This window comes from Haemophilus paraphrohaemolyticus (assembly GCF_002015045.1).
GTDB lineage: Bacteria > Pseudomonadota > Gammaproteobacteria > Enterobacterales > Pasteurellaceae > Haemophilus_A > Haemophilus_A paraphrohaemolyticus.
This window is the reverse complement of sequence record NZ_MUXX01000012.1, coordinates 109,518-132,050: the sequence shown is the minus strand read 5'-3', so window position 1 is coordinate 132,050 and position 22,533 is coordinate 109,518. Positions and strand designations below refer to the sequence as shown.

The window sequence follows — 22,533 nt, the reverse complement described above, 5'->3', positions numbered from 1 at the left end:
TTTAAATAAAAATAAACGATTTACACCGTAATTGCTTTTCAAGAACACAATAGCATTTGTTCTATTGTTTCCTTCGAATACTCTTTTTGCGTCAATTGCTGTAAATAAGCAATTTCCACCACAATTCCAATACCCAAAACGTGCAATAATTCCGCTGGCATTTGAGCGATGACGCCCTGCTTCTGCCCATCTCGCACAAACTTATTCCAGATAAAATCATCATCGTGAATCAATCGCTCAATAATCTCATTAAAGCCAAGCATCGCTTGATATTGCGATAAATTCGTTGCGACCGTTGGGTTATCTCGCAAAAATGCCAACTTGTTTTCAAACATCTTGCGGTAACGATTAAACAGCGTGTCAGTTTCATCATAGCCATTTTGCACATAATGCGTAAAACGGTCACATAAATCGTAAGCCAGCTTATTTAATAAATCGTCTTTGGTCTTAAAATATAAATAGAGCGTTCCTAATGCTAAGTTCGCTCTGGTTGCAATTTTTCGCATAGAAAGGTTTTGAATGCCAATCTCTGCGATGAGTATTTCAGTCACGGAAAGAATTTGGCGAGCCATCTCATCTTTTGATGAACTTTGCACTTCGTTTTTTTGTATTTCCGTTTTCTGCATTTCACTCTCCATTTTCCAAAATGAACAGTTGTTCATTTTATAGATTTCTACCTCTTTTTGCAAAGAAAAATCCATTTTCGACCGCTTATTTCTCTCTATTTTACTAAAAATATGCTAGTATTTGCCCAATTATTCACTCAAGAAAATCAACATGGCTGTAAAATCTAAATATCAAAACAATCAATTCGATACCTTATTACAAGATTTATTTATCGTATTAGAACAACACAAAGCACCTGCTGATTTATCACTTATGGTGCTTGGCAATATGGTTACTAACATTATCCAAAACCGTGTGCAAGATGAACAACAGCGTGAACGCCTTGCTGAGGCTTTTGCCAATTCGTTAAAACACTCTTTAAAAGCAAAATAACCTATGCTTAATCGCCTACGTCAATTATTTCCAACCAACACACTCCAATACCGCGAACAAACCTCGCAGCGTATTACGTGGGGGCATTGGTTTGCACTTTTTAATATTGTCGTGGCGATTTTAATTGCCTCTCGTTATGCTTTTAATGCCGACTGGCCGAATACGTTGGTCGGTAAACTCTATTTTTTCATCAGCCTTTTTGGTCATTTCAGCTTCGTTGTTTTTGCCTTTTATCTACTCTGCCTTTTCCCACTTAGTTTTTTAATCCGCAATGAGCGCGGTTTCCGTGGCTTTTCGGTCATTTTTGCTACCATTGGGCAAACGTTGCTCTTGGTTGATACCGAAATCTTTAAGCAATTTTATCTACATTTATCACCGCTTGTTTGGGACTTATTAGTCAATCCTGACAACGGCGAACTCTCTCGCCAATGGCAATTACTGTTCGTACCAATGCCACTGATTTTACTGGCAGAAATGCTCTACTCCCGTTGGTGTTGGCAAAAATTACGTAGTTTCAACCGCCAAACGTGGGGCAAATATGTTGCGATGTTTTTCTTGAGTTGCTTTATCGCGACCCACCTTATTTATGCATGGGCAGATATGAGCATCAATCGCCCAATTACTTCGCAAAAGGCAAATTACCCACTTTCCTACCCAATGACAGCACGTAGTTTCTTAGAAAAACACGGCTTAGTCGATATGGAAAAAATGGAACAAACCATTGAGCAGACAGGGCGTTTAGATACTTTCTATTTAGACTACCCAAAACAAATGCTTCAAATGACCAAAACGCCTGAAGTAAATGTGTTGTTGATTAACGTCTCAGGCTTAACCAATCAAGCGATTGATGGCGAGCAGATGCCATTTGTTCGCAAAATAGCGGGAAAATCCTACCGCTTTATGCACCACTATGCGAGTGGCGATACACCAATGGCCAGCACATTGGGGATTTTCTACGGATTAAGCGGAAAATATATTGATGCGGTATTGAACGAAAAAACGAGTTCGCCGTTAATGACAGCCTTTAAAAAATATGGCTATCAATTCGCCTTATTCTCTGCAAACAACTTTGCTGAACCGCTCTATCACCGTGCGTTATTTGCAAATATGCCTTTAGCCAAAACGGAAGATAATGAACAAGCACTGAATGCGTGGCAAACGTGGCTGACAAAACAGGAAGCAAATAAGCCATTCTTTAGCTATCTACAGTTAAATATGACCTCTGAAAACCAGATTAATCAGCAAATTGAAACAATCTGGCAACAGCTTGAAAACAAAGCTCTAATGGGTAGAACCTTGGTGATACTGACTGCCGATTTAGCTAACGCAGAGAAAATGAAAAACAGTTTCTCAACAGAACGATTAGAAGTGCCATTGATGTTCTATTGGCAAGGCGAAGGGCAATTATACAACCAGCTTTCTAGCCATTTAGACATTATGCCAACTCTCTTTAGCCAGTTCTTTGGTGTGCTTAATCCTGCGAATGATTACACCCAAGGCATTGATTTATCTAAACCGAATAACCGCCTTTGGGTACTGGCGTCCAACCACCAATGGAATGTTGCGATTATGCCAGACGGCGAACAATTCCATCTAGATCGCCGTGGACAAGTTGAAAACTTCAACGCAGAAGGTGTGCAAATTAAAAGCGAAAAACCACCTCTTGCATTGTTCTTGCAAATGATTACATTGAGTAATCAATTTATGAATAAATAACCTTAAAAATAAACAAGCATAACAAAGGGGAAACCATATGGTGTAAACTAACCGCTCCGCATAAACGCATTAAGAAACCGTAGAAGTAAGTGCCAATTCCCCCTCCCCATTGAGGTAATATATTCACCTACTGAGACCAATCAATTTTGGAATGTTGACCAAATGAGGAAGAAGATTGCACCCACAAAAATGGCTGAAAAGGCAGTCACAATAGGCACAAAGCGCGAGCCACCAAAGAATCCCAAGATTTGTGGTAATTGAATATTGTGATATTTATTGTGAAGCTTAACGGTAATCAAGCCCATCACGAGTGCCCCAATTACCCCTGTATCAATGCTTTTCGTTTCAGGCGAGAAGAGCGAAATAAGAGCGGCAATATAAAATAAAAGATAAAGGATTCCCATGCTAACCAATCTCGAACTAGAACAAATCTTAGATACCAAACTAAACGCTAAACAAATTGCAGACTATGCACCTAACGGTTTACAAGTCGAAGGGCGTAAACATATCCAAAAAATCGTCACAGGCGTTACTGCAACGTTTCCGCTGATTGAAAAGGCCATTGAGCTCAATGCCGATGCGATTTTGGTGCATCACGGCTACTTTTGGAAAAGCGAAACACCTTGTATCCGTGGCATGAAAGGTAAACGCATCAAACAGCTTTTAATTCACGACATCAACCTTTTCGGTTACCATTTACCGCTCGATATTCATCCTCAATTGGGTAATAATGCCCAACTTGCGAACTATTTAGGCGTGCGTAATCTGGTCAGTTTGGAAGATAAGCCACATTCGATCCCTGTTTATGGCGAGCTGGAAACGCCGATTTCTGCCAAAGAGATGGCTGCTCGAATTGAGAAAGCATTAAACCGTAAACCAACGGTATGCGATGAATTTATTGCGGATTACCCGCATAAACTGATCAAAACTGTGGCAATCTGCACAGGTGGCGGACAAGGTTATATTGATTTAGCCGCAGCTAAAGGCATTGATGCCTTTATTACAGGCGAAATTTCTGAACAAACCACACATTCAGCCCGCGAGCAAGGGATCTATTTCTTTGCAGCAGGACACCACGCTACCGAACGCGATGGCGTAAAAGCCCTCGGTGAATGGCTTGCTAAAGAGTATCAACTGGATGTCACTTTTGTAGATATTGATAACCCAGCATAAATTTATGCCTTACTTTTTATCCACTCTCTTCCCTTGTGGGAGAGAGACAGGCTACGGATTCGTTCAGAATCTGCAGCCAGAGAAAGGGATATGTATACAAACACAACATTTAATCACTAGATCTTTATGACAAAACAACTCGAACAAATCACACTCCAACCTATCGCTCGTGTTGAGGGCGAAATCAACTTACCTGGCTCAAAAAGCCTTTCAAACCGTGCTTTGCTACTTGCTGCATTATCTCAGGGCACCACGATCGTGACCAACTTGCTTGATAGCGATGATATCCGCCATATGCTAAACGCCCTCAAAGCATTGGGCGTGAACTACCAACTTTCCGAAAATAAAACCGTTTGCACTATTGAAGGCGTTGGCGGTGCCTTTGATTGGCAAAATGGATTATCGCTCTTTTTAGGTAATGCGGGAACAGCGATGCGTCCATTAACAGCGGCACTTTGCTTAAAAGGCAAACAGGAAGCCGAAGTAATTTTAACAGGCGAACCAAGAATGAAAGAACGCCCGATTTTGCACTTGGTTGATGCGCTGCAACAGGTTGGGGCTGATGTATGCTATTTAGAAAATATCAGCTACCCACCTATTGCGATCCGTAATAAAGGCTTGCAAGGCGGTAAAGTGAAAATTGACGGCTCAATTTCTAGCCAATTCTTAACGGCATTATTGATGGCAGCGCCGCTTGCAGAAGACGATATGGAGATTGAGATTATTGGTGATCTGGTTTCAAAACCTTATATCGACATCACACTTGCGATGATGAAAGATTTTGGCGTAACCGTTGAAAACCAAAACTACCAAACTTTCTGCGTTAAAGGCAATCAGCGTTATATTTCGCCAAGCAAATATTTGGTGGAAGGCGATGCTTCGTCTGCTTCTTATTTCTTAGCGGCTGGAGCAATTAAAGGCAATGTGAAAGTGACAGGTATTGGTAAAAATTCTATCCAAGGCGACCGCTTGTTTGCTGATGTGTTAGAGAAAATGGGCGCAAAAATCACATGGGGCGACGATTTTATTCAAGCCGAACAGGGCGATTTGCACGGTATTGATATGGATATGAACCATATTCCTGATGCAGCGATGACGATTGCGACTACCGCTCTCTTCGCACAAGGCGAAACTGTTATTCGCAACATCTATAACTGGCGTGTAAAAGAGACCGACCGCTTAACTGCAATGGCAACCGAACTACGTAAAATAGGGGCGGAAGTGGAAGAAGGGGAAGATTTCATCCGAATTCAACCGCTTGCATTAGAGAAATTCAAGCATGCAGAGATCGCAACCTATAACGATCACCGAATGGCGATGTGTTTTTCATTGATTGCGTTATCTAATACGCCTGTGACGATTTTAGATCCAAAATGCACCGCAAAAACCTTCCCAACTTATTTTTCGGAATTTGAGAAATTATCAGTGAGATAATATTCATTTTATCCGCATAATTATTCAAACTAAGCTATAACTACTCACAAAATTTGAGAGAAAATCTTATGCGTAATACTGAATTAGTCCAATGGTTTAGACAATCCTCGCCCTATGTGAATATGCATAGAGGCAAAACGTTCGTCATTATGCTAGATGGCAACGCAATTGCTCATTCCAATTTTGTGAGTATCGCCAACGATGTCAGCCTACTACACAGTCTAGGTATTAAGTTGGTCATTGTATTTGGCGGACGGCTACAAATTGACGAATTATTGGCAAAAAACAACCGCTTGTCTCACTACCACAACCATATTCGCGTGACCGATCCTGAAACACTTGAATACGTAAAGCAAGCGATCGGTGGTTTGCATTACGATATTTTCTCCAAACTCTCTCTTCGCCTGCCAAACTCGCCCGTGTTGAATGTGGTTAGCAGCAATGCGATTTTAGCCCAACCGCTTGGCGTGATAAATGGTGTCGACTTTGGTTTGAGCGGTAAAATTCGTCGTATCAATGTTGAAAGCATTCAGCAACAGTTGGAACAAGATGCGATTGTCATGATTGGACCAATTGCCCCATCAGTAACGGGCGAAATGTTTAATCTCCCATTTGAAGAAATTGCAACGCAAATTGCGATTAAACTAAAAGCCGATAAGCTAATTGGTTTTTGTGGCGAGCAAGGTTTGCTGAATGAAAATGGTGAAGTGATTTCTGATATTCACCCTCGCGAGGCAAAGCGTTACCTGAATAAATTTATTGAGAATAACGATTACCACAACTCTGCCGCTCGTTTCTTACAAGCGGCGATCGAAGCGTCCTATTCAGGGATCAAACGCTCACATTTGCTGAGCTATAAAGAAGATGGTTCACTCTTGCAAGAACTTTTCTCTCGTGATGGTATCGGCACACAGCTTTCTGAAGAGAGTTCGGAGCATATCCGCATTGCGACTTCGCACGACATCCCTGGTTTGCTTAACCTGATTCGACCGCTTGAAGAACAAGGCATTTTGGTAAAACGTTCGCGCGAGCAATTAGAAGTTGAAATCAGCCGTTATACTATTATCGAACGAGATGGAATTGTGATTGCTTGTGCGGCATTGAACCCTTATTTAGATGAAAAAATGGCAGAAATGGCGTGTGTAGCAGTGCATCCAGATTATCGCGATTCTTCCCGTGGCGATGTGTTGCTAGACGCTATTAAACGCCGTGCGATTCAAATGGGCATTGAAAAACTCTTTGTACTCACTACTCGTACAACACAATGGTTCCAAGAACGAGGCTTTGAAATTAAAGGCACAGAAGATTTGCCAGCCTATAAACGCGAACATTACGATCATCAGCGGAAGTCGCGGGTTTTGGTGTTGAATTTAAAATAAAAAATCACCGCTTGTCTTATTCTAAGTCAAGCGGTGATTTTCTTTTAATGTTTTGCTAATTAGAGTTTCTCAACCAACTCCACCGCATAGCCAATATAGCTTGCTGGTGTCATCTCTTTTAAGCGAGCTTTTTCTGCTTCTGGCAAGCTTAAGCCATCAATAAACTCACGCATTGCTTCGCCTGTTACACGTTTACCACGGGTGAGCTCTTTTAATTTCTCATACGGTTTTTCGATGCCGTAGCGACGCATTACCGTTTGAATTGGCTCTGCCAACACTTCCCAGTTTTGATCTAATTCATCACGTAAGTGCTGCTCATTTACCTCTAATTTGCTAATGCCTTTTAAGGTTGAAGCATACGCAATTAGCGCATAGCCTAAGCCGACACCTAAGTTACGTAATACAGTTGAGTCGGTTAAGTCACGCTGCCAGCGAGAGATTGGCAATTTTTGACCTAAATGGCTCATAATTGCATTCGCTAAGCCTAAGTTACCTTCGGAGTTTTCGAAATCAATTGGGTTTACCTTGTGCGGCATGGTTGAAGAACCAATTTCGCCTGCAATGGTGCGTTGTTTGAAATGATTTAATGCGATATAACCCCACATATCACGGTCGAAGTCGATCACGATAGTATTGAAACGAGCGACACAATCAAAGAACTCAGCGATGTAATCATGAGGTTCAATTTGGGTTGTGTATGGGTTCCAAGTGACACCTAAAGATTGTTCGATGAACTCTTGGCTGAAAGTATGCCAGTCGATGTCTGGATAAGCCGATAAATGGGCATTATAGTTACCTACTGCACCATTGATTTTCGCTAAAATTTCTAAATTCTCGAGCTGTTTATATTGGCGTTTTAGGCGGTAAGCTACGTTTGCCATCTCTTTACCAATCGTTGTTGGACTGGCTGGCTGACCGTGTGTGCGAGAAAGCAATGGGATGTTTTTGTAACGCTCAGCAAGTTCAACTACTGCATCAATCACTTTTTTCCACTCTGGCAATAACACTTCTTCACGAGCAGTTTTAAGCATTAATGCGTGCGAGGTATTGTTGATGTCTTCTGATGTACAAGCAAAGTGGATAAATTCGTTGATTTTGTGAAGCTCTGGCAAGGCTTCGCATTTCTCTTTTAAGAAATATTCCACCGCTTTTACATCGTGATTGGTGGTGCGTTCAATGGTTTTGATACGGTTTGCATCTTCAATAGAAAAATTCGCCACAATATCATTAAGGTAATCGTTTGCGTTTTTAGACAAAGCTGGAACTTCCTCAATTTGTGCGTGAGAAGCGAGTTTTTGTAACCAACGAACCTCTACCGTCACTCGGAATTTTAATAAACCAAATTCACTAAAAATTGGGCGAAGGGCTGCCGCTTTGTCTTGATAGCGACCATCAATTGGGGACAATGCTGTTAAAGCGTTAAGTTCCATTGAGATTTCTCCGTAAGATAAATAAAAATAAAGCAAAAATATAGCCCAAGAAATATAGCATTTTTTTACGCATATTTCACGGGCTAAATAAAAGAGTGCTCATTTTAGGCTAAACATTCTCGCAATGCCTTACCTATTTCCGCTAAACTTCTTACACAAGTGACACCCGCTGCTTCTAAGGCTTGGAACTTCTCTTCTGCCGTGCCTTTACCGCCACTGATAATTGCACCCGCGTGCCCCATCCGTTTGCCTTTCGGGGCAGTTGCACCTGCAATATAGCTTACTACAGGTTTAGTTACGTGTGCTTTTATAAATTGAGCTGCTTCTTCTTCGGCTGAACCACCAATTTCGCCAATCATCACTATGGCTTCAGTTTCAGGATCATCTTGAAATAGACGCAAAATATCAATAAAACTAGAACCTGGAATCGGATCGCCACCAATCCCAACGCAAGTGGATTGTCCGAATCCTTCATCTGTCGTCTGTTTTACCGCTTCATAGGTCAGCGTGCCTGAACGCGATACAATACCAATTTTGCCTTTTTTGTGAATATTAGCAGGCATAATGCCCATTTTGCATTCATCAGGCGTAATCACACCAGGGCAGTTTGGGCCAATCATTCGCACGCCTATCTCGTTTAATTTTTGTTTAACAACAAGCATATCCAGCGTTGGAATACCTTCAGTAATACACACAATCAGTTGAATACCTGCATCAATGGCTTCCAAAATGGCATCTTTACAACCGCTGGCAGGTACGTAAATAATGGTTGCAGTTGCCCCTGTTTTTTCGACCGCTTCTCGAACTGTATTAAACACTGGTAAGCCCAAATGTATTGTGCCACCTTTATTTGGTGAAACGCCTCCAACTAATTGCGTGCCGTAGGCTAAAGCCTGCTCGCTGTGAAATGTGCCTTGACTGCCCGTGAAACCCTGGCAAATCACTCTCGTATTTTTATCAATTAAAATTGCCATTTTCTATCCTTTCTTTTTTAGTCTTTATGCTTGATTTGCAAAATTTACGGCAGAAATCGCCGCTTGTGTTAAGGTTTCAGCAACCGTTAGATTCAGCCCGCTTTTTGCTAAGATAGCCCTGCCTTGTTCCGCATTTGTACCTTCTAAACACACGACTACAGGGACTTTTACGCCCACTTCATTCACCGCAGAAATAATCCCCTCGGCAATCAGATCACAACGTACAATACCGCCAAAAATATTAACAAGCACTGCTTTTACTTGGCTGTCGGATAAAATTAATTTGAATGCTTCAGCAACACGCTCTTTAGTTGCACCACCGCCCACATCAAGGAAATTCGCCGGTTCGCCACCTTGTAATTTGATCATATCCATGGTTCCCATTGCAAGCCCTGCACCATTTACCATACAGCCGATATTACCGTTCAGTGCCACATAATTTAGCTCCCATTGTGCAGCATAAGCTTCACGAGGATCTTCTTGGCTCTCATCTTCAAGTGCTTTTAGTTCAGGGTGACGATAAAGAGCATTGTTGTCAATAACCGCTTTGGCATCTAAACAGATGAGATTTTGCTGTTTAGTTACCACCAGCGGATTTATTTCAAGTAAGGAGAGATCTTTTTCAAGGAATAATTTGGCAAGTTGAAGGAAAATGGTAACGAACTGTTGGATTTCTGTGCCTTTTAAACCGAGTTTAAATGCAAGTTCACGTGCTTGGAAGGGTTGAGCATTAGTGAGAGGATCGAGGCTAATTTTATGGATAAGCTCAGGCGTATTTCTAGCGATCTCTTCAATCTCCATTCCGCCCGCACTGGATGCCATAAAAACCACTTTTTGCGAGCTACGGTCAATAACCGCCCCAAGATAAAGTTCACGCTCAATCTCGCAAGTTTCTTCCACATAAATGGTATTTACGGGTAAGCCTTTGCTATCGGTTTGGAAGGTTCTCATTCTTTTGCCTAACCATTGTTCCGCAAACTGGCGAGCTTGTTCGGCATTTTTTACTAACTTCACCCCACCTGCTTTACCTCGTCCGCCTGCGTGGATTTGACATTTCACGGCAAAAATATCACCGCTTAGCTGGCTGAGAGCTTGCTCTGTTTCTTCAATAGAATGGCAGGCAATGCCACGATTGATAGGTAACCCGTATTGGCTAAAGAGTTGTTTTGCTTGATATTCGTGCAAATTCATATGCTTTTTTTCCTGTATAGAGTAGGATTGTGTTTGAGATATTTTAGAAAGAATGGCTTGAGATTACCCGAAAATGAAGGAAAAATGAATAGGAACATTTAACAAATTCTTGTTAAAATTCAACCGCTTCATTCAATTTACAGAATAAGGAATAATTATGTCAATGCAAATCACCCTGTCAAATACGCCCGCATCCGAAAAATGGGGCAAAAAAGCCATTCTTTCTGCCAATGAAAATGGAATGACGATTCATCTTAACGAAAAGCCTGAGAGCGAAGCATTTATCACTATTCAGCAAGCCGCTCGTAAAATTAAAAATCAAGGCATTTTAGCAGTAACGCTTGCAGGAGAAGGCTGGGATTTAGAACAATGCTGGGCATTTCATCAAGGATACGTCAGCGTGAAAAATGTAGGCTCAGTGCAATACCCTAATTTGGGAGAAGCACAAACGGAATTTGATGCTCGCCTTGAATGCACCACATTTACACGCACGCTCATCAATAAACCCTCTGACCAATTAACACCTGTACAATTAGCTGAACAAGCGGTCGAGTTCGTCACTCAACAAGCGGTTAAAAAAGGTTTGAATTCTGCAATTTCTGCGGAAATTATTTCAGGCGAAGATTTAAAAAAACAAGGTTATTCAGGCATTTGGACGGTGGGCAAAGGTTCTGAAAATCCGCCTGCTTTCTTAGCGTTAGACTTCAATCCAACGGGCAAGGCAGATGAGCCTGTATTAGCCTGTTTAGTCGGCAAAGGCATTACCTTTGACACAGGTGGTTATAGCTTAAAACCAAGTGATTCAATGTCTACAATGCGAACTGATATGGGCGGTGCGGCAATGCTTACAGGTGCATTAGGTTTAGCGATTGCACAAGGCTTGCAAAAACGCGTGAAGCTCTATCTCTGCTGTGCAGAAAATATGGTGAGCCATAACGCTTTTAAATTGGGCGATATTATTACCTATCGCAATGGTGTTACGGTTGAAGTTTTAAACACCGATGCGGAAGGTCGCTTGGTGTTGGCTGATGGTTTAATTGAGGCAAGTAAGCAAAATGCACAGTTGATTTTAGATGCAGCAACACTCACAGGTGCTGCAAAAGTAGCAGTGGGGAATGATTATCACAGCGTACTTTCAATGGATGAAAACTGGATTTCAGCATTATTCACTGCCGCAAAAAATCAAAATGAACCTTTCTGGCGTTTGCCATTTGAGCCGTTCCATCGATCACAAATTAGCTCAAACTTTGCGGATATTGCCAACATTGGCTCGGTGCCTGTTGGGGCAGGAGCAAGCACAGCTTGTGCATTTCTCTCTTATTTTGTGGAAAATTACCAACAAAATTGGTTACATATTGATGCTTCAGCTACCTTCCGTAAGACCGCAAGTGATTTATGGGCAGCTGGTGCAACAGGGCTTGGTGTAAGAACAGTAGCAAATTTATTGCTTAGTGCTTAGGGAAAAGAATGGCAAAATCGAATTATATTACCCGCTCAGGCTGGCAGATGTTAGACCAAGAGCTGAAATTCTTATGGAAAGAAGAACGCCCGAAAGTGACCCAAGCCGTTTCTGATGCAGCTGCCCTTGGCGATCGCAGCGAAAATGCGGAATACATCTACGGCAAACGTCGCTTGCGTGAAATCGACCGTCGTGTGCGGTTTCTTTCCAAACGGTTAGAAGTGCTACAAATCGTCGATTACCATCCGCAACAAGAGGGCAAAGTCTTTTTTGGTGCTTGGGTGGAATTGGAAAACGAAGCGGGTGAGATTGCGAAATATCGCATCGTAGGATGCGATGAATTTGCCCCTGCGAAAAATTGGATTTCGATTGATTCCCCTGTTGCCCGTGCTTTAATTGGTAAACAGGAAGATGATGAAATTACCGTCCAAACGCCAACGGGTAAAGTGATGTGGTTTATTAACCGAGTTTGGTATGAAAAAGAGTAACCGCTCTGCTCTTCATCTTCTCACCTCTCTCTGCTTGCCACGACTGAACATCGTGTCAAGCTGTTTCAATATTCGCTTCGCTCCCCCTTCGCAACCGTTGTCAAAGGCAATGTTCAAACGCAAGCGTTTGTCCCACAAGGGAAGAAAACAATAAAACCACTTTCGTAACTATACCATCTTCCCTTTCGGAGGGAGAGGGGTAACAAGTGGAGCTATATGCCCGATCTCACATCTATGCTAGAATAATGCCAATTTTTCTATCTAATGCTTAAACGTAAAATGAAACCAAACTCGCCGCAATCTTCGCAAAAAAATCCTAAAAACCAACCGCTTGATAACACACAAAAGGCTCTGATTGCCCAGCTAAAGGATCTGACTACTAACGACTATCGCCGTTTGCGTTCACGGATTTATGGCTTGTCAAATGTGAAAAAGCCAGAAACAAAACAAGCAATTCAAACAGAAATTGAACAAGATATTCTCACAGCACAAGCCCATTTTTCTGCTCGTAAAGCCCATCAAGAAAGCCTTAACATCAACTATCCTGACCTGCCTATTTCGTCACGCCGTGAGGAAATTCTCAAGCTAATTGCAGAGAACCAAGTCGTAGTGATTGCAGGAGAAACAGGCTCGGGCAAAACCACCCAGTTACCGAAAATGTGCTTGGAGCTAGGGCGTGGCGTGAAAGGTTTGATTGGGCATACCCAGCCTCGCCGTATTGCTGCCCGCTCAGTGGCAAACCGTATTGCGGAAGAATTGCAATCAGAGATAGGAGCGACGGTCGGTTATAAAGTCCGTTTTAACGATCAAGTCAGCGACAATACACTGGTAAAATTGATGACGGACGGGATTCTACTGGCTGAAATTCAAAACGACCGCTATCTTAATCAGTACGACACCTTGATTATTGACGAAGCCCACGAACGCAGCCTTAACAACGATTTCATTTTAGGTTATCTCAAACAGATTCTACATAAACGCCCTGATCTTAAAGTGATCATCACCTCGGCAACCATTGATGTGGAACGCTTTTCACGCCATTTCAATAATGCACCAATTATTGAAGTATCGGGCAGAACCTTCCCTGTAGAAGTACGTTATCGCCCGATTGTAGAAGAGGACGATCAAGACCAACTGCAAGGTATTCTAAATGCGGTAGACGAACTGCAAGCCGAAGGACGAGGCGATATTCTGATCTTTATGAACGGCGAACGTGAAATTCGCGACACTGCTGAAGCGTTACAAAAGCAGAATCTGCGTTTTACTGAAATTCTGCCACTTTACGCTCGCTTGTCTGCCGAAGAGCAACAACGCATTTTCCGTCCGAGTAGTTTGAACCGTATTATTTTAGCCACCAACGTGGCAGAAACATCACTTACCATTCCGAATATTAAATATGTGATTGATACAGGGACAGCGCGAATTTCACGTTATAGCTATCGTACTAAAGTGCAACGTTTGCCGATTGAGCCGATTTCACAAGCTTCCGCCAATCAACGTAAAGGGCGATGCGGACGTGTGTCTGAGGGGATTTGTATCCGTTTATATTCAGAGGAGGATTTTAACAGCCGTCCTGAATTTACCGATCCCGAGATTTTACGCACCAATTTAGCTTCGGTTATTTTGCAGATGGCATCACTTGGGTTGAGCGATATTACTGCGTTTCCATTCGTGGATTCGCCCGATGTTCGTCAAGTGCAAGATGGAATTCGCTTGCTTGAAGAATTACAAGCGTTTCACATTCGTAAAACTAAATTTGGCGAAAAACGTGAACTCACCCCAATCGGTCGCCAATTAGCACAATTACCTATTGATCCTCGTTTAGGAAGAATGGTGATTGAAGCGGCAAAAAACGGCAGTTTGCACGAAGTGATGATGATTGTCTCCGCACTTTCTATTCAAGACCCGCGTGAACGCCCACAGGAAAAACAGCAGGCATCAGATGAAAAACATCGCCGTTTTGCTGACAAAGATTCGGACTTCTTGGCATTTGTGAACCTGTGGCACTACATTCAAACCCAGCAAAAAGAGCTAAGTAAAAACCAGTTCCGCAAGCAGTGCCAGAAAGATTACCTCAACTATTTACGCGTGCGGGAATGGCAGGATATTTATCATCAGCTCCGTTTGTCGGTGCGTGAAATGGGCTTGCCGATTAACACGCTTGAAGCAAATTATCAGCAAATTCACACCGCTTTATTGGCAGGCTTGCTCTCGCATATAGGTTTAAAAGATAGCGAAAAAATGCACTATCTAGGGGCGAGAAATGCACAATTTTTCATCTTTCCAACCTCGGCGCTTTTTAAAAAACAGCCGAAATGGATCATTGCTTCCGAGCTGGTTGAAACCACTAAACTGTGGGCAAGAACCGTGGCAAAAATCGAACCTGAATGGGTCGAGCCGTTAGCACAGCATTTGGTGAAAAGCAGTTACAGCGAGCCACATTGGGCGAAGTCCAAAGGGGCAGTGATGGCGTATGAAAAAGTTGCCCTCTACGGCATTCCGATTGTGGCAAAACGCTTAGTGAATTACGGCTCGATTGATCCAATCGTCAGTCGTGAGATTTTTATTCGCTCAGCGATGGTCGAAGGCGAATGGATCAATAATTACAAATTCTTCAAAGAAAATAACCGCTTGATCAAAGAGGTGGAAGACCTCGAACACAAATCTCGTCGCCGCGATATTTTGGTGGACGAACAGGTGTTGTTCGACTTCTACGATCAGCGTGTAGGCACAGAAGTGGTCTCTAGTCGCCATTTCGACAGCTGGTGGAAAAAGGCAAGCAAAGCCGATCCTGAATTGCTCAATTTTGAAAAATCGTTCCTGATGAACGAAGGGGCAAACAAGGTTTCTGAGCTAGATTTCCCGAATTTCTGGTATCAAGGTAAGCTCAAATTGAAGCTCACTTATCAATTTGAAATAGGTTCAGAAGCCGATGGGGTTACGGTGCATATTCCTCTGCCATTGCTTAACCAAGTAGAGCCTGAAGGCTTTGACTGGCAGATCCCAGGGCTTCGCCACGAATTAGTGGTGAGCCTAATTAAATCCTTACCAAAAGCAATGCGTCGTAATTTTGTGCCTGCACCGAACTATGCCGAGGCCTTTTTAGGGCGTGCCGAACCGTTAGCTAAACCATTACTAGAAAGCCTGACTTACGAGCTTCGCCGAATGACGGGGGTAACAGTAGAGCCTGAATTGTGGGATTACTCACAACTGCCTGCACACCTGAAAATGACTTTCCGCGTGATTGATGAGAAGGACAAAAAAATTGCCGAAAGTGGTGATTTAGACGCACTAAAATTCCAGCTCAAAGATCAGGTGCAAAGTACACTTTCTAATATCGCTGACGATGGCATTGAGCAAAGCGGTTTGCATCTCTGGAGCTTCGCGGATTTACCGCAATGCTACGAGCACAAAAAACAGCATTTCAGCGTGAAGGCGTACCCTGCGATTGTTGATGAGCAAACTTCAGTAGGAGTAAAATTGTTTGAAACTGAAGCTGAGCAAGTGCAAGCAATGCAAGCGGGTTTACGTCGTTTGTTGTTACTGAACGTGCCTTCGCCGATTAAATACTTACACGAAAAATTGCCGAATAAAGCTAAACTTGGCTTATATTTCGCCCCGTTTGGCAAGGTATTAGAACTGATTGATGACTGTATTTCCTGTGCGGTGGATAAGTTGATTGATGAGTTCGGCGGTTTTGTCTGGACGGAAGAAAAATTCCGTGAACTGCAAGAGTTTGTGCGTGCCAATCTGAACGACACCACCGCAGAAATTGCCTTGCAAGTGGAAAAATGCTTAACCTTAGCATTTGAACTCAACAAGCGAATGAAAGGCAAAATGGACTTCACGATGGCATTTGCGTTGTCGGATATTAAAGCCCAGTTGGCAAGCTTGGTGTATCCAAATTTCGTGACTCAAACTGGCTATCAACGTCTTGCAGATCTTTACCGATATTTGACCGCTATTGACAAGCGTTTAGACAAACTCGGTACAGATACCAATACTGACCGTGCTAAAATACTACGTGTTGAGCAGGTTCAAGAAGCCTACAAACAGCTGCTGGCTAAACTGCCAAAATCGAAAACAATTCCAACAGAAGTGCTAGAAATTCGCTATATGATCGAAGAGCTGCGCGTCAGCCTCTTCGCTCAACAAATCGGCACAAAATACCCAATTTCTGATAAGCGGATTTTGAATATGATTGGAGAATTTAAATAATTCTAATATTTAGAATGATTTAGGGGTTGCACCAACAATATTTAGGTACAACCCTTATTTTATAAATCAATTAACATTAAGGAAAAAGAAAAGGATTTAACCCACTCTTCGCAAACTCTTTTTGTTCCATTTCAGCATCAAGCAAAATGGTAGCAAGATCATCTGCGACAGGTTCAACATAGGCATCTTTTTCTTGATACATTACTTTTAAATAACTTCCGCAATCACCACAGCTTTCAGATTTCACGCCTGCATCGACATTATCAAAACTCCAGTAATCTAATTTACCACTCTGATCGCAGCTAGAGCATTGCGAGCGGGTCATATTCCATTCGCTTTCACAAAGCGAGCAGTGCATATAGCGTAAACCTTGCTCACTACCAAAATGAATTACGCTTGCCACAGGTGCCGCATCACATACAGGGCAGGTATGACGTTCGCCTACTTCGGTCATAGTATTACGTGGCAGTTGTTGAGTGAGTTGCACCCAATAAAGTGAAAGAGCTGCCCATAAAAAGACTGCTTTATCTGCACCAACTTGTTCATAACGTTCATTAAACAAATCTGTCGCTAATTTTTCGAGCTCAGAAGACGCCGCTTTTTCTAGCCATTCCAATGTTGGTAAAGTGGTTTCATTAGCGTAAGGTCTAAACTTCTTAATGAGTGCGAGTAAAAGTTTCTGCCATTCGTTTGAACGTGGAAAATTTTTGGCATTCAGTGGTTTATTACCTTGCGTTTGAGTAATGCAAGCGGTCAACTTTTCTTGTTCATTTGCAATAGGGTGATTTTCAAGCAGATCTAATTGCACTTCAACCAAATTTGCAGCGAATTCTAAATAATCTTTGAACGGATTATCTTCCGCTAATTGACGTAAACGTTTTGCACGGCGTGCGTATAAGTTTTTAGGGTTAGCGAACAAAAGTGGTGGATGTTCGAAGGAACTTGCAGCTTGTTTGATTTCAGTATCAGGTAAAATTCGGATGCTCATTTTGTGTCCTTAAATGAAAGGCAGGGGATGAATTGGGATAATGGACGCACGCTTGCAAAATATTGAATAAAATTAACCGCTTGCGTGCGTAAACGCTATTCACGCCCTACTTAAAAAGAAAGTGCGGTATTATACCGCACTTTAACAGAAGTTATCCTTTGCTTGCTTCTTCAGCAAGCTCTTTTTCGAGCTCAGGTTTCACTTCTTCGTTATACCATTTTGGGTGGTGTTTTTTCGCCCAGCGAACCGTTACCCAACCTTCTACCATACCGCGAATTGAGCCTTTAATCCAGAATGCCATATACATGTGGACTAAAATCCCTGTAAATAACGCAAAGGCACTGGCAGAGTGAAGTAAAATCGCAATACGTAATGTTTGGATAGAGAAGTTATGCGAGAAATATTTTCTCCACATAATGATCCCTGTGATCAACAAGGTAAACATTGCCAAATTTAATGTCCAGAATAACATTTTTTGACCAAAGTTATATTTACCATTGTAAGCCACCGCGTGCTCATTCCCTTTTAACACTTCGTGCACGTTCATTGCCCATTTTAGGTCATTTTTTTCTGGAATGTTATGATCCCAATAAATCAACGCCATAATGATAAAGGCAATAAACATCACAATCCCCGTGAATGGGTGGATTGCACGAGCTAATTGCGGTGTACCGAGAATTTCAGTTAACCACGCGAAGTCCGGGAAGAAGAATGCAACCCCAGTGAACATTGTCATAAAGAATGAAATAACCAAGAACCAGTGGCTCACACGAGCAAGAGGTTTATGGCGAATAATACGGGTATCATTCGTGATTTCCACTTTTTTACTCATCTTTGCCTCCTTTTTCTTGATGTTCACCTTCTAAGTGTTCGTGGTGATCTTCCACATCTTCTTCAATGTTTGGTCCAACGGTCACATAGTGAGCTACTTCTGCAAGTGCTAAGCCCCCCATTGCAACTGCCGCAACTGGTTTGAGAATATCTTTCCAAAGCTCAACCGTCACATCAACTTTCGGATCTTTCGGTAAGCCAGAATAAAGCTCAGGTTTATCTGCGTGGTGCAACACATACATTACGTGTGTTCCGCCCACACCTTCAGGGTTATAAATGCCTGCATTTGGATAGCCGCGAGATTTCAGATCTTTCACGCGTGTTTCTGCGTAGTGAAGCATCTCATCTTTCGAACCAAATCGAATTGCACCTGTTGGGCAGGTTTTCACGCAAGCCGGCTCTTGGCCCACATTCACGCGATCCACGCAAAGGGTACATTTGTACACACGATTATCTTCATCATTCATACGTGGAATATTGAATGGACAACCTGCAATACAGTAACCACAGCCGATACATTTATCAGATTGGAAATCCACAATACCGTTTGCATATTGAATGATCGCACCTGGTGATGGGCACGCTTTCAAGCAGCCAGGTTCAGCACAGTGCATACAACCATCTTTACGGATCAGCCATTCCAAGCGGTCGTTTTCTTCCACTTCGTTGAATTTCATCACCGTCCACTGTTTTGCGTTCAGATCGCGAGGGTTATCATAAACCCCCACACATTCTTCCTGCGGAGCACGAATGTCGTTCCATTCAGAGCAACCAACTTGACATGCCTTACAGCCGATACAGGCTGAAACATCGATGAGCTTTGCAACTTCCACCACGTGATCACGTGTTTGTGGTGGTGGTGTTACGAACGAAGTTGCAGATACTTTAATAATGTTTTGATCTTGTACACCTGACATTATACTGCCTCCGTTACTTTCTCAATGTTCACAAGGAACGTTTTATATTCAGGGGTTTGCGTATTTGCATCACCCACACGTCCCGTTAAGGTATTCGCCAAGAATGATTTTTTGCCTACTGTTGCAAAGCCGCCGTGGAGTGGAATACCCACAGTGTGAATACGTTTACCGTCAGCATCAATTGAACGAACACGTTTTGTTACAACGGCTTTGGTTTTAATATAACCACGTTTTGAAGTGACTTTTACCACATCACCATTTTCAATGCCTTTCTCTTTTGCCAACTCTTCACTAATTTCCACAAACGGTTCTGGCTGAGCAATCATATTGAGGTTAGATTGTTTGGTCCAGAAGTGGAAGTGCTCAGTTAAGCGGTAAGTTGTACCCACATAAGGGAACTGACTTGCATCACCGAAACGATCTTTGTCACTCTCTAAAATACGAGCTGTTGGGTTTGAAATCACATTCGGGTGAAGTGGGTTCGTACCAATTGGGGTTTCAATCGGTTCATAGTGCTCAGGGAACGGTCCCTCCGCCATTTTATTCAAGCCAAATAAGCGACTAACACCTTCAGGTTGCATAATGAATGGTGTTACATTGCTGTTTGGTGGAGCAGTGCCGAAGTCTGCGACATCAATGTAGTTCCAGTTTTTGCCATTCCATTTTACAAGCTGGCGTTTCGGGTTCCACGGTTTACCTGATAAGTCTGCAGAGGCTCGATTATAAAGTACACGACGGTTAAGAGGCCATGAGAATGCCCAACCTAATGTATTACCTAAACCAGATGGATCGCTGTTATCGCGGTTTGCCATTTGGTTACCTTTTTCTGTCCATTGACCTGTGTAAATCCAAATCGCCGATGAAGTTGAACCATCATCACGAAGGTGAGCAAATGTTGAAAGTAATTCGCCTTTCTTCGCAATTAATTTACCGCTTGCATCATAAAGATCTTCTAGTGCATAACCATTATTCTCTTTAGCAAGCTCTTCCGATTTCGGTTCTAATGGATTTTTGTAATTCCAAGTCATGGCTTCAATAGTTTCAAGTGAAACTGGCGTTTTACCTTGAGCTTTTTCTTCGTGATACATTTCAAGCATCACTTCACGGATTTCCGCTAAAATATCCACATCTGGTTTTGCTTCTTTTGGTGGTTCAGCTGCTTTCCAGTGCCATTGTAACCAACGACCAGAGTTCGCAATTGAGCCATCTTCTTCAGCAAAACAGATGGTTGGTAAACGGATAACCTCAGTTTGAATATCGGCTGGGTTTACATCGTTGTATTCGCCATGATGTTGCCAGAATTCAGAGGTATCTGTTGCTAATGGATCGCAAATAATTAAGAATTTTAATTTACGTAACGCACTTGAGATTTTATTCTTATCTGGATAAGAGGCTAATGGGTTATAACCTTGGCAGATATAACCATTGATTTTGCCTTGATCCATCAATTCGATAAATCTCATATGGTCCATTTTTTTCTTATATTGTTTCGGTAAATTGTGGTAGCCGAACTCATTATCTTTAGTTGCATTCTCGCCATAGAAGGCTTTAAGCATACTTACCATAAATTTCGGGGTGTTTTGCCAGTAGTTTGTCTGACCATCCACCGTTGTTTTTGGTGTAATACGTTTTAGGAAAGCATCTAAAGTAGTATCTGTTTCAATTGGTAATGGAATATAGCCTGGTAACATAGATGGGAATAAGCCCATATCTGTTGTACCTTGTACGTTTGAGTGACCACGCAATGCGTTTACACCACCGCCAGACATCCCGATATTACCTAAAAGTAACTGGATCATTGCCATTGAACGAATATTTTGCGTACCAACTGTGTGCTGTGTCCAACCTAATGCGTACAAGAATGTCGTTGTACGTTTTGGATCAGCCGTTGAAGCAATGGTTTCCGCAAACTCTTGGAACGCTTTTTGTTTTGTACCACAAATACGTTCCACCATTTCTGGGGTATAACGTTCAACGTGTTTTTTCAGAAGATTAATAACACAACGCGGATCTTGAAGTGTCATATCACGTTTTGGCTGACCATTTTCGTCTAATTGATAAGACCACGTTGATTTATCATAAGAACGTGTTTCAGGGTTATAGCCTGTGAATAAGCCATCTTCAAAACCAAATCCTTCGTGAATTAAGAAGCTTGCATTGGTGTAATGTTTTACATATTCGTGTTGAATTTTATCGTTATCTAAAAGATACTTAATCACACCTAATAAAAGTGTAATATCTGTACCTGAGCGAATTGGAGAATAGAAATCTGCCACAGAAGCCGTACGGTTAAAACGTGGATCAACCACCATTAACTTCGCACCATTTTGTTTTTTCGCTTCAATAGCCCAACGGAAGCCAACAGGGTGAGCTTCAGCAGCGTTACCGCCCATTACTACCACAACATCCGCATTTTTAATATCAACCCAATGGTTGGTCATCGCACCGCGACCAAAACTAGGAGCAAGACTTGCTACCGTAGGTCCGTGTCAGGTACTCGCTTGGTTATCTAAAACCAACATACCAAAGGCACGACCAAATTTTTGGGTTAAAAGTGCCGTTTCATTACTTGCAGCAGAAGCCGTCAAGAAACCTGTGGTTGCCCAACGATTAACGGGCGTACCTTCCGCATTGGTGGCTTCCCAGTTAGCATCACGGTCTTCTTTTAATAATTTCGCAACTTTATGAATGGCGTCGTGCCAAGAAATGCGTTCCCACTTGTCAGAACCTGGCGCACGATATTCTGGATATTGCAAGCGGTTTGGACTGTTTACATAATCCAGCACCCCTGCCCCTTTAGGACATAATGCCCCGCGGCTAACTGGATGGTCTGGGTCACCTTCCACGTGGAACAATTTACCACGTGAATTCATTGCTCCATCACCGAGGCTATACATCAACATACCGCAGCCTACGGCACAATAAGTACAGGATTGGCGAGTTTCTTTAGCTCGTAAAAGCTTGTACTCGCGAGGGGCTGCTAACGCTTCACTTGGTGCAAAACCAAGCATTGCTGCAGAAGTCCCTGCCATACCACCTGCACAGATCTTGAAAAACTTACGTCTTGAGACCTGCATAAATCACTCCTACTAGTAACATTAGCAACATTTTGCCAATGTGATGTTTAAAATGTAAAATACATCGTCATATTACAACCCCAATTTTATCGAGTTGTATTATTTAACAATTATTTTACCTTTAGCTATAATAAACCATACCCCATCTTTAGTAAATTTAATAAATCTAATTATTTTTTGATCTATTTAAAATTTAATTTATTAAAATTAAATTATTGAGAATAATTCTTATTTATTAAAATTAAATATTAAAAAATAT

General features: G+C 42.2%; 16 protein-coding genes and 1 pseudogene. 8 read left to right on the top strand and 9 right to left on the bottom strand.

Going from position 1 to position 22,533, the window contains the following annotated elements; translation table 11 throughout:
- Positions 1–38: 38 nt before the first annotated feature.
- Positions 39–701, bottom strand: coding sequence for a TetR/AcrR family transcriptional regulator (locus B0184_RS06330; protein ID WP_005708807.1), 663 nt, complete (start codon positions 699–701; stop codon positions 39–41).
- Between the two features lie 76 nt (positions 702–777).
- Here B0184_RS06330 and B0184_RS06325 point away from each other — a divergent pair, with 76 nt between their 5' ends.
- Both B0184_RS06325 and B0184_RS06320 read left to right on the top strand, forming a co-directional pair.
- On the top strand, positions 778–999 hold the full coding sequence (locus B0184_RS06325; protein WP_005708797.1) for a YejL family protein: 222 nt from the start codon (positions 778–780) through the stop codon (positions 997–999).
- Between the two features lie 3 nt (positions 1,000–1,002).
- Entirely contained in the window at positions 1,003–2,715 is a 1,713-nt protein-coding gene (locus B0184_RS06320; protein ID WP_005708795.1) for a DUF3413 domain-containing protein, read from the top strand.
- Between the two features lie 22 nt (positions 2,716–2,737).
- Here B0184_RS06320 and B0184_RS06315 read toward each other — a convergent pair.
- A pseudogene (locus tag B0184_RS06315) lies at positions 2,738–3,092 on the bottom strand (PTS transporter subunit EIIC); the annotation flags it as partial.
- A gap of 25 nt (positions 3,093–3,117) precedes the next feature.
- On the opposite strand from B0184_RS06315, the gene B0184_RS06310 reads away from it, so the two are divergent.
- The 3 genes from B0184_RS06310 to argA all read left to right on the top strand — a co-directional run bounded on the left by B0184_RS06310 (position 3,118) and on the right by argA (position 6,701).
- A complete protein-coding gene (locus B0184_RS06310) occupies positions 3,118–3,888 on the top strand; it encodes a Nif3-like dinuclear metal center hexameric protein (protein ID WP_005708758.1) in 771 nt (256 codons plus the stop codon).
- Positions 3,889–4,014: 126 nt separating this feature from the next.
- Positions 4,015–5,322 (top strand): 3-phosphoshikimate 1-carboxyvinyltransferase, encoded by a 1,308-nt coding sequence (gene aroA, locus B0184_RS06305; protein WP_005708909.1) that lies wholly within the window; start codon positions 4,015–4,017, stop codon positions 5,320–5,322.
- A 68-nt stretch (positions 5,323–5,390) separates the two neighbouring features.
- Positions 5,391–6,701 (top strand): amino-acid N-acetyltransferase, encoded by a 1,311-nt coding sequence (gene argA, locus B0184_RS06300; RefSeq protein WP_039851370.1) that lies wholly within the window; start codon positions 5,391–5,393, stop codon positions 6,699–6,701.
- Between the two features lie 59 nt (positions 6,702–6,760).
- Here argA and purB read toward each other — a convergent pair whose 3' ends face one another.
- From purB to sucC, 3 genes are all read right to left on the bottom strand, one after another.
- The gene (purB, locus tag B0184_RS06295) at positions 6,761–8,131 is read right to left on the bottom strand and encodes an adenylosuccinate lyase (protein WP_005708674.1); all 1,371 of its coding nucleotides are present in this window, start codon (positions 8,129–8,131) and stop codon (positions 6,761–6,763) included.
- 104 nt (positions 8,132–8,235) lie between these two features.
- Complete coding sequence (gene sucD / locus B0184_RS06290) at positions 8,236–9,105, bottom strand: succinate--CoA ligase subunit alpha (RefSeq protein ID WP_005708793.1); 870 nt, start codon at positions 9,103–9,105, stop codon at positions 8,236–8,238.
- Positions 9,106–9,129: 24 nt separating this feature from the next.
- Positions 9,130–10,296 carry an ADP-forming succinate--CoA ligase subunit beta gene (gene sucC / locus B0184_RS06285; protein WP_005708684.1) on the bottom strand — a complete coding sequence of 389 codons (1,167 nt, stop codon included), beginning with the start codon at positions 10,294–10,296 and terminating at the stop codon, positions 9,130–9,132.
- 163 nt (positions 10,297–10,459) lie between these two features.
- Here sucC and pepB point away from each other — a divergent pair, with 163 nt between their 5' ends.
- The 3 genes from pepB to hrpA all read left to right on the top strand — a co-directional run bounded on the left by pepB (position 10,460) and on the right by hrpA (position 16,461).
- A complete protein-coding gene (gene pepB, locus B0184_RS06280) occupies positions 10,460–11,755 on the top strand; it encodes an aminopeptidase PepB (protein ID WP_039851392.1) in 1,296 nt (431 codons plus the stop codon).
- 8 nt (positions 11,756–11,763) lie between these two features.
- On the top strand, positions 11,764–12,243 hold the full coding sequence (greB, locus tag B0184_RS06275; RefSeq protein ID WP_005708708.1) for a transcription elongation factor GreB: 480 nt from the start codon (positions 11,764–11,766) through the stop codon (positions 12,241–12,243).
- A gap of 279 nt (positions 12,244–12,522) precedes the next feature.
- Entirely contained in the window at positions 12,523–16,461 is a 3,939-nt protein-coding gene (hrpA, locus tag B0184_RS06270; RefSeq protein ID WP_039851395.1) for an ATP-dependent RNA helicase HrpA, read from the top strand.
- A gap of 76 nt (positions 16,462–16,537) precedes the next feature.
- Here hrpA and fdhE read toward each other — a convergent pair whose 3' ends face one another.
- The 4 genes from fdhE to fdnG all read right to left on the bottom strand — a co-directional run bounded on the left by fdhE (position 16,538) and on the right by fdnG (position 22,274).
- Positions 16,538–17,449 carry a formate dehydrogenase accessory protein FdhE gene (gene fdhE / locus B0184_RS06265; RefSeq protein ID WP_005708802.1) on the bottom strand — a complete coding sequence of 304 codons (912 nt, stop codon included), beginning with the start codon at positions 17,447–17,449 and terminating at the stop codon, positions 16,538–16,540.
- Positions 17,450–17,600: 151 nt separating this feature from the next.
- Positions 17,601–18,281, bottom strand: a complete 681-nt coding sequence (locus tag B0184_RS06260; protein ID WP_005708747.1) for a formate dehydrogenase subunit gamma — start codon at positions 18,279–18,281, stop codon at positions 17,601–17,603.
- Entirely contained in the window at positions 18,274–19,197 is a 924-nt protein-coding gene (gene fdxH / locus B0184_RS06255) for a formate dehydrogenase subunit beta (protein ID WP_005708896.1), read from the bottom strand. Before fdxH ends, B0184_RS06260 begins: the two co-directional genes overlap by 8 nt.
- Positions 19,197–22,274, bottom strand: a complete 3,078-nt coding sequence (gene fdnG, locus B0184_RS06250) for a formate dehydrogenase-N subunit alpha (RefSeq protein WP_081479305.1) — start codon at positions 22,272–22,274, stop codon at positions 19,197–19,199. The genes fdxH and fdnG overlap by 1 nt, the downstream gene beginning before the upstream one ends.
- Positions 22,275–22,533 lie beyond the last annotated feature (259 nt).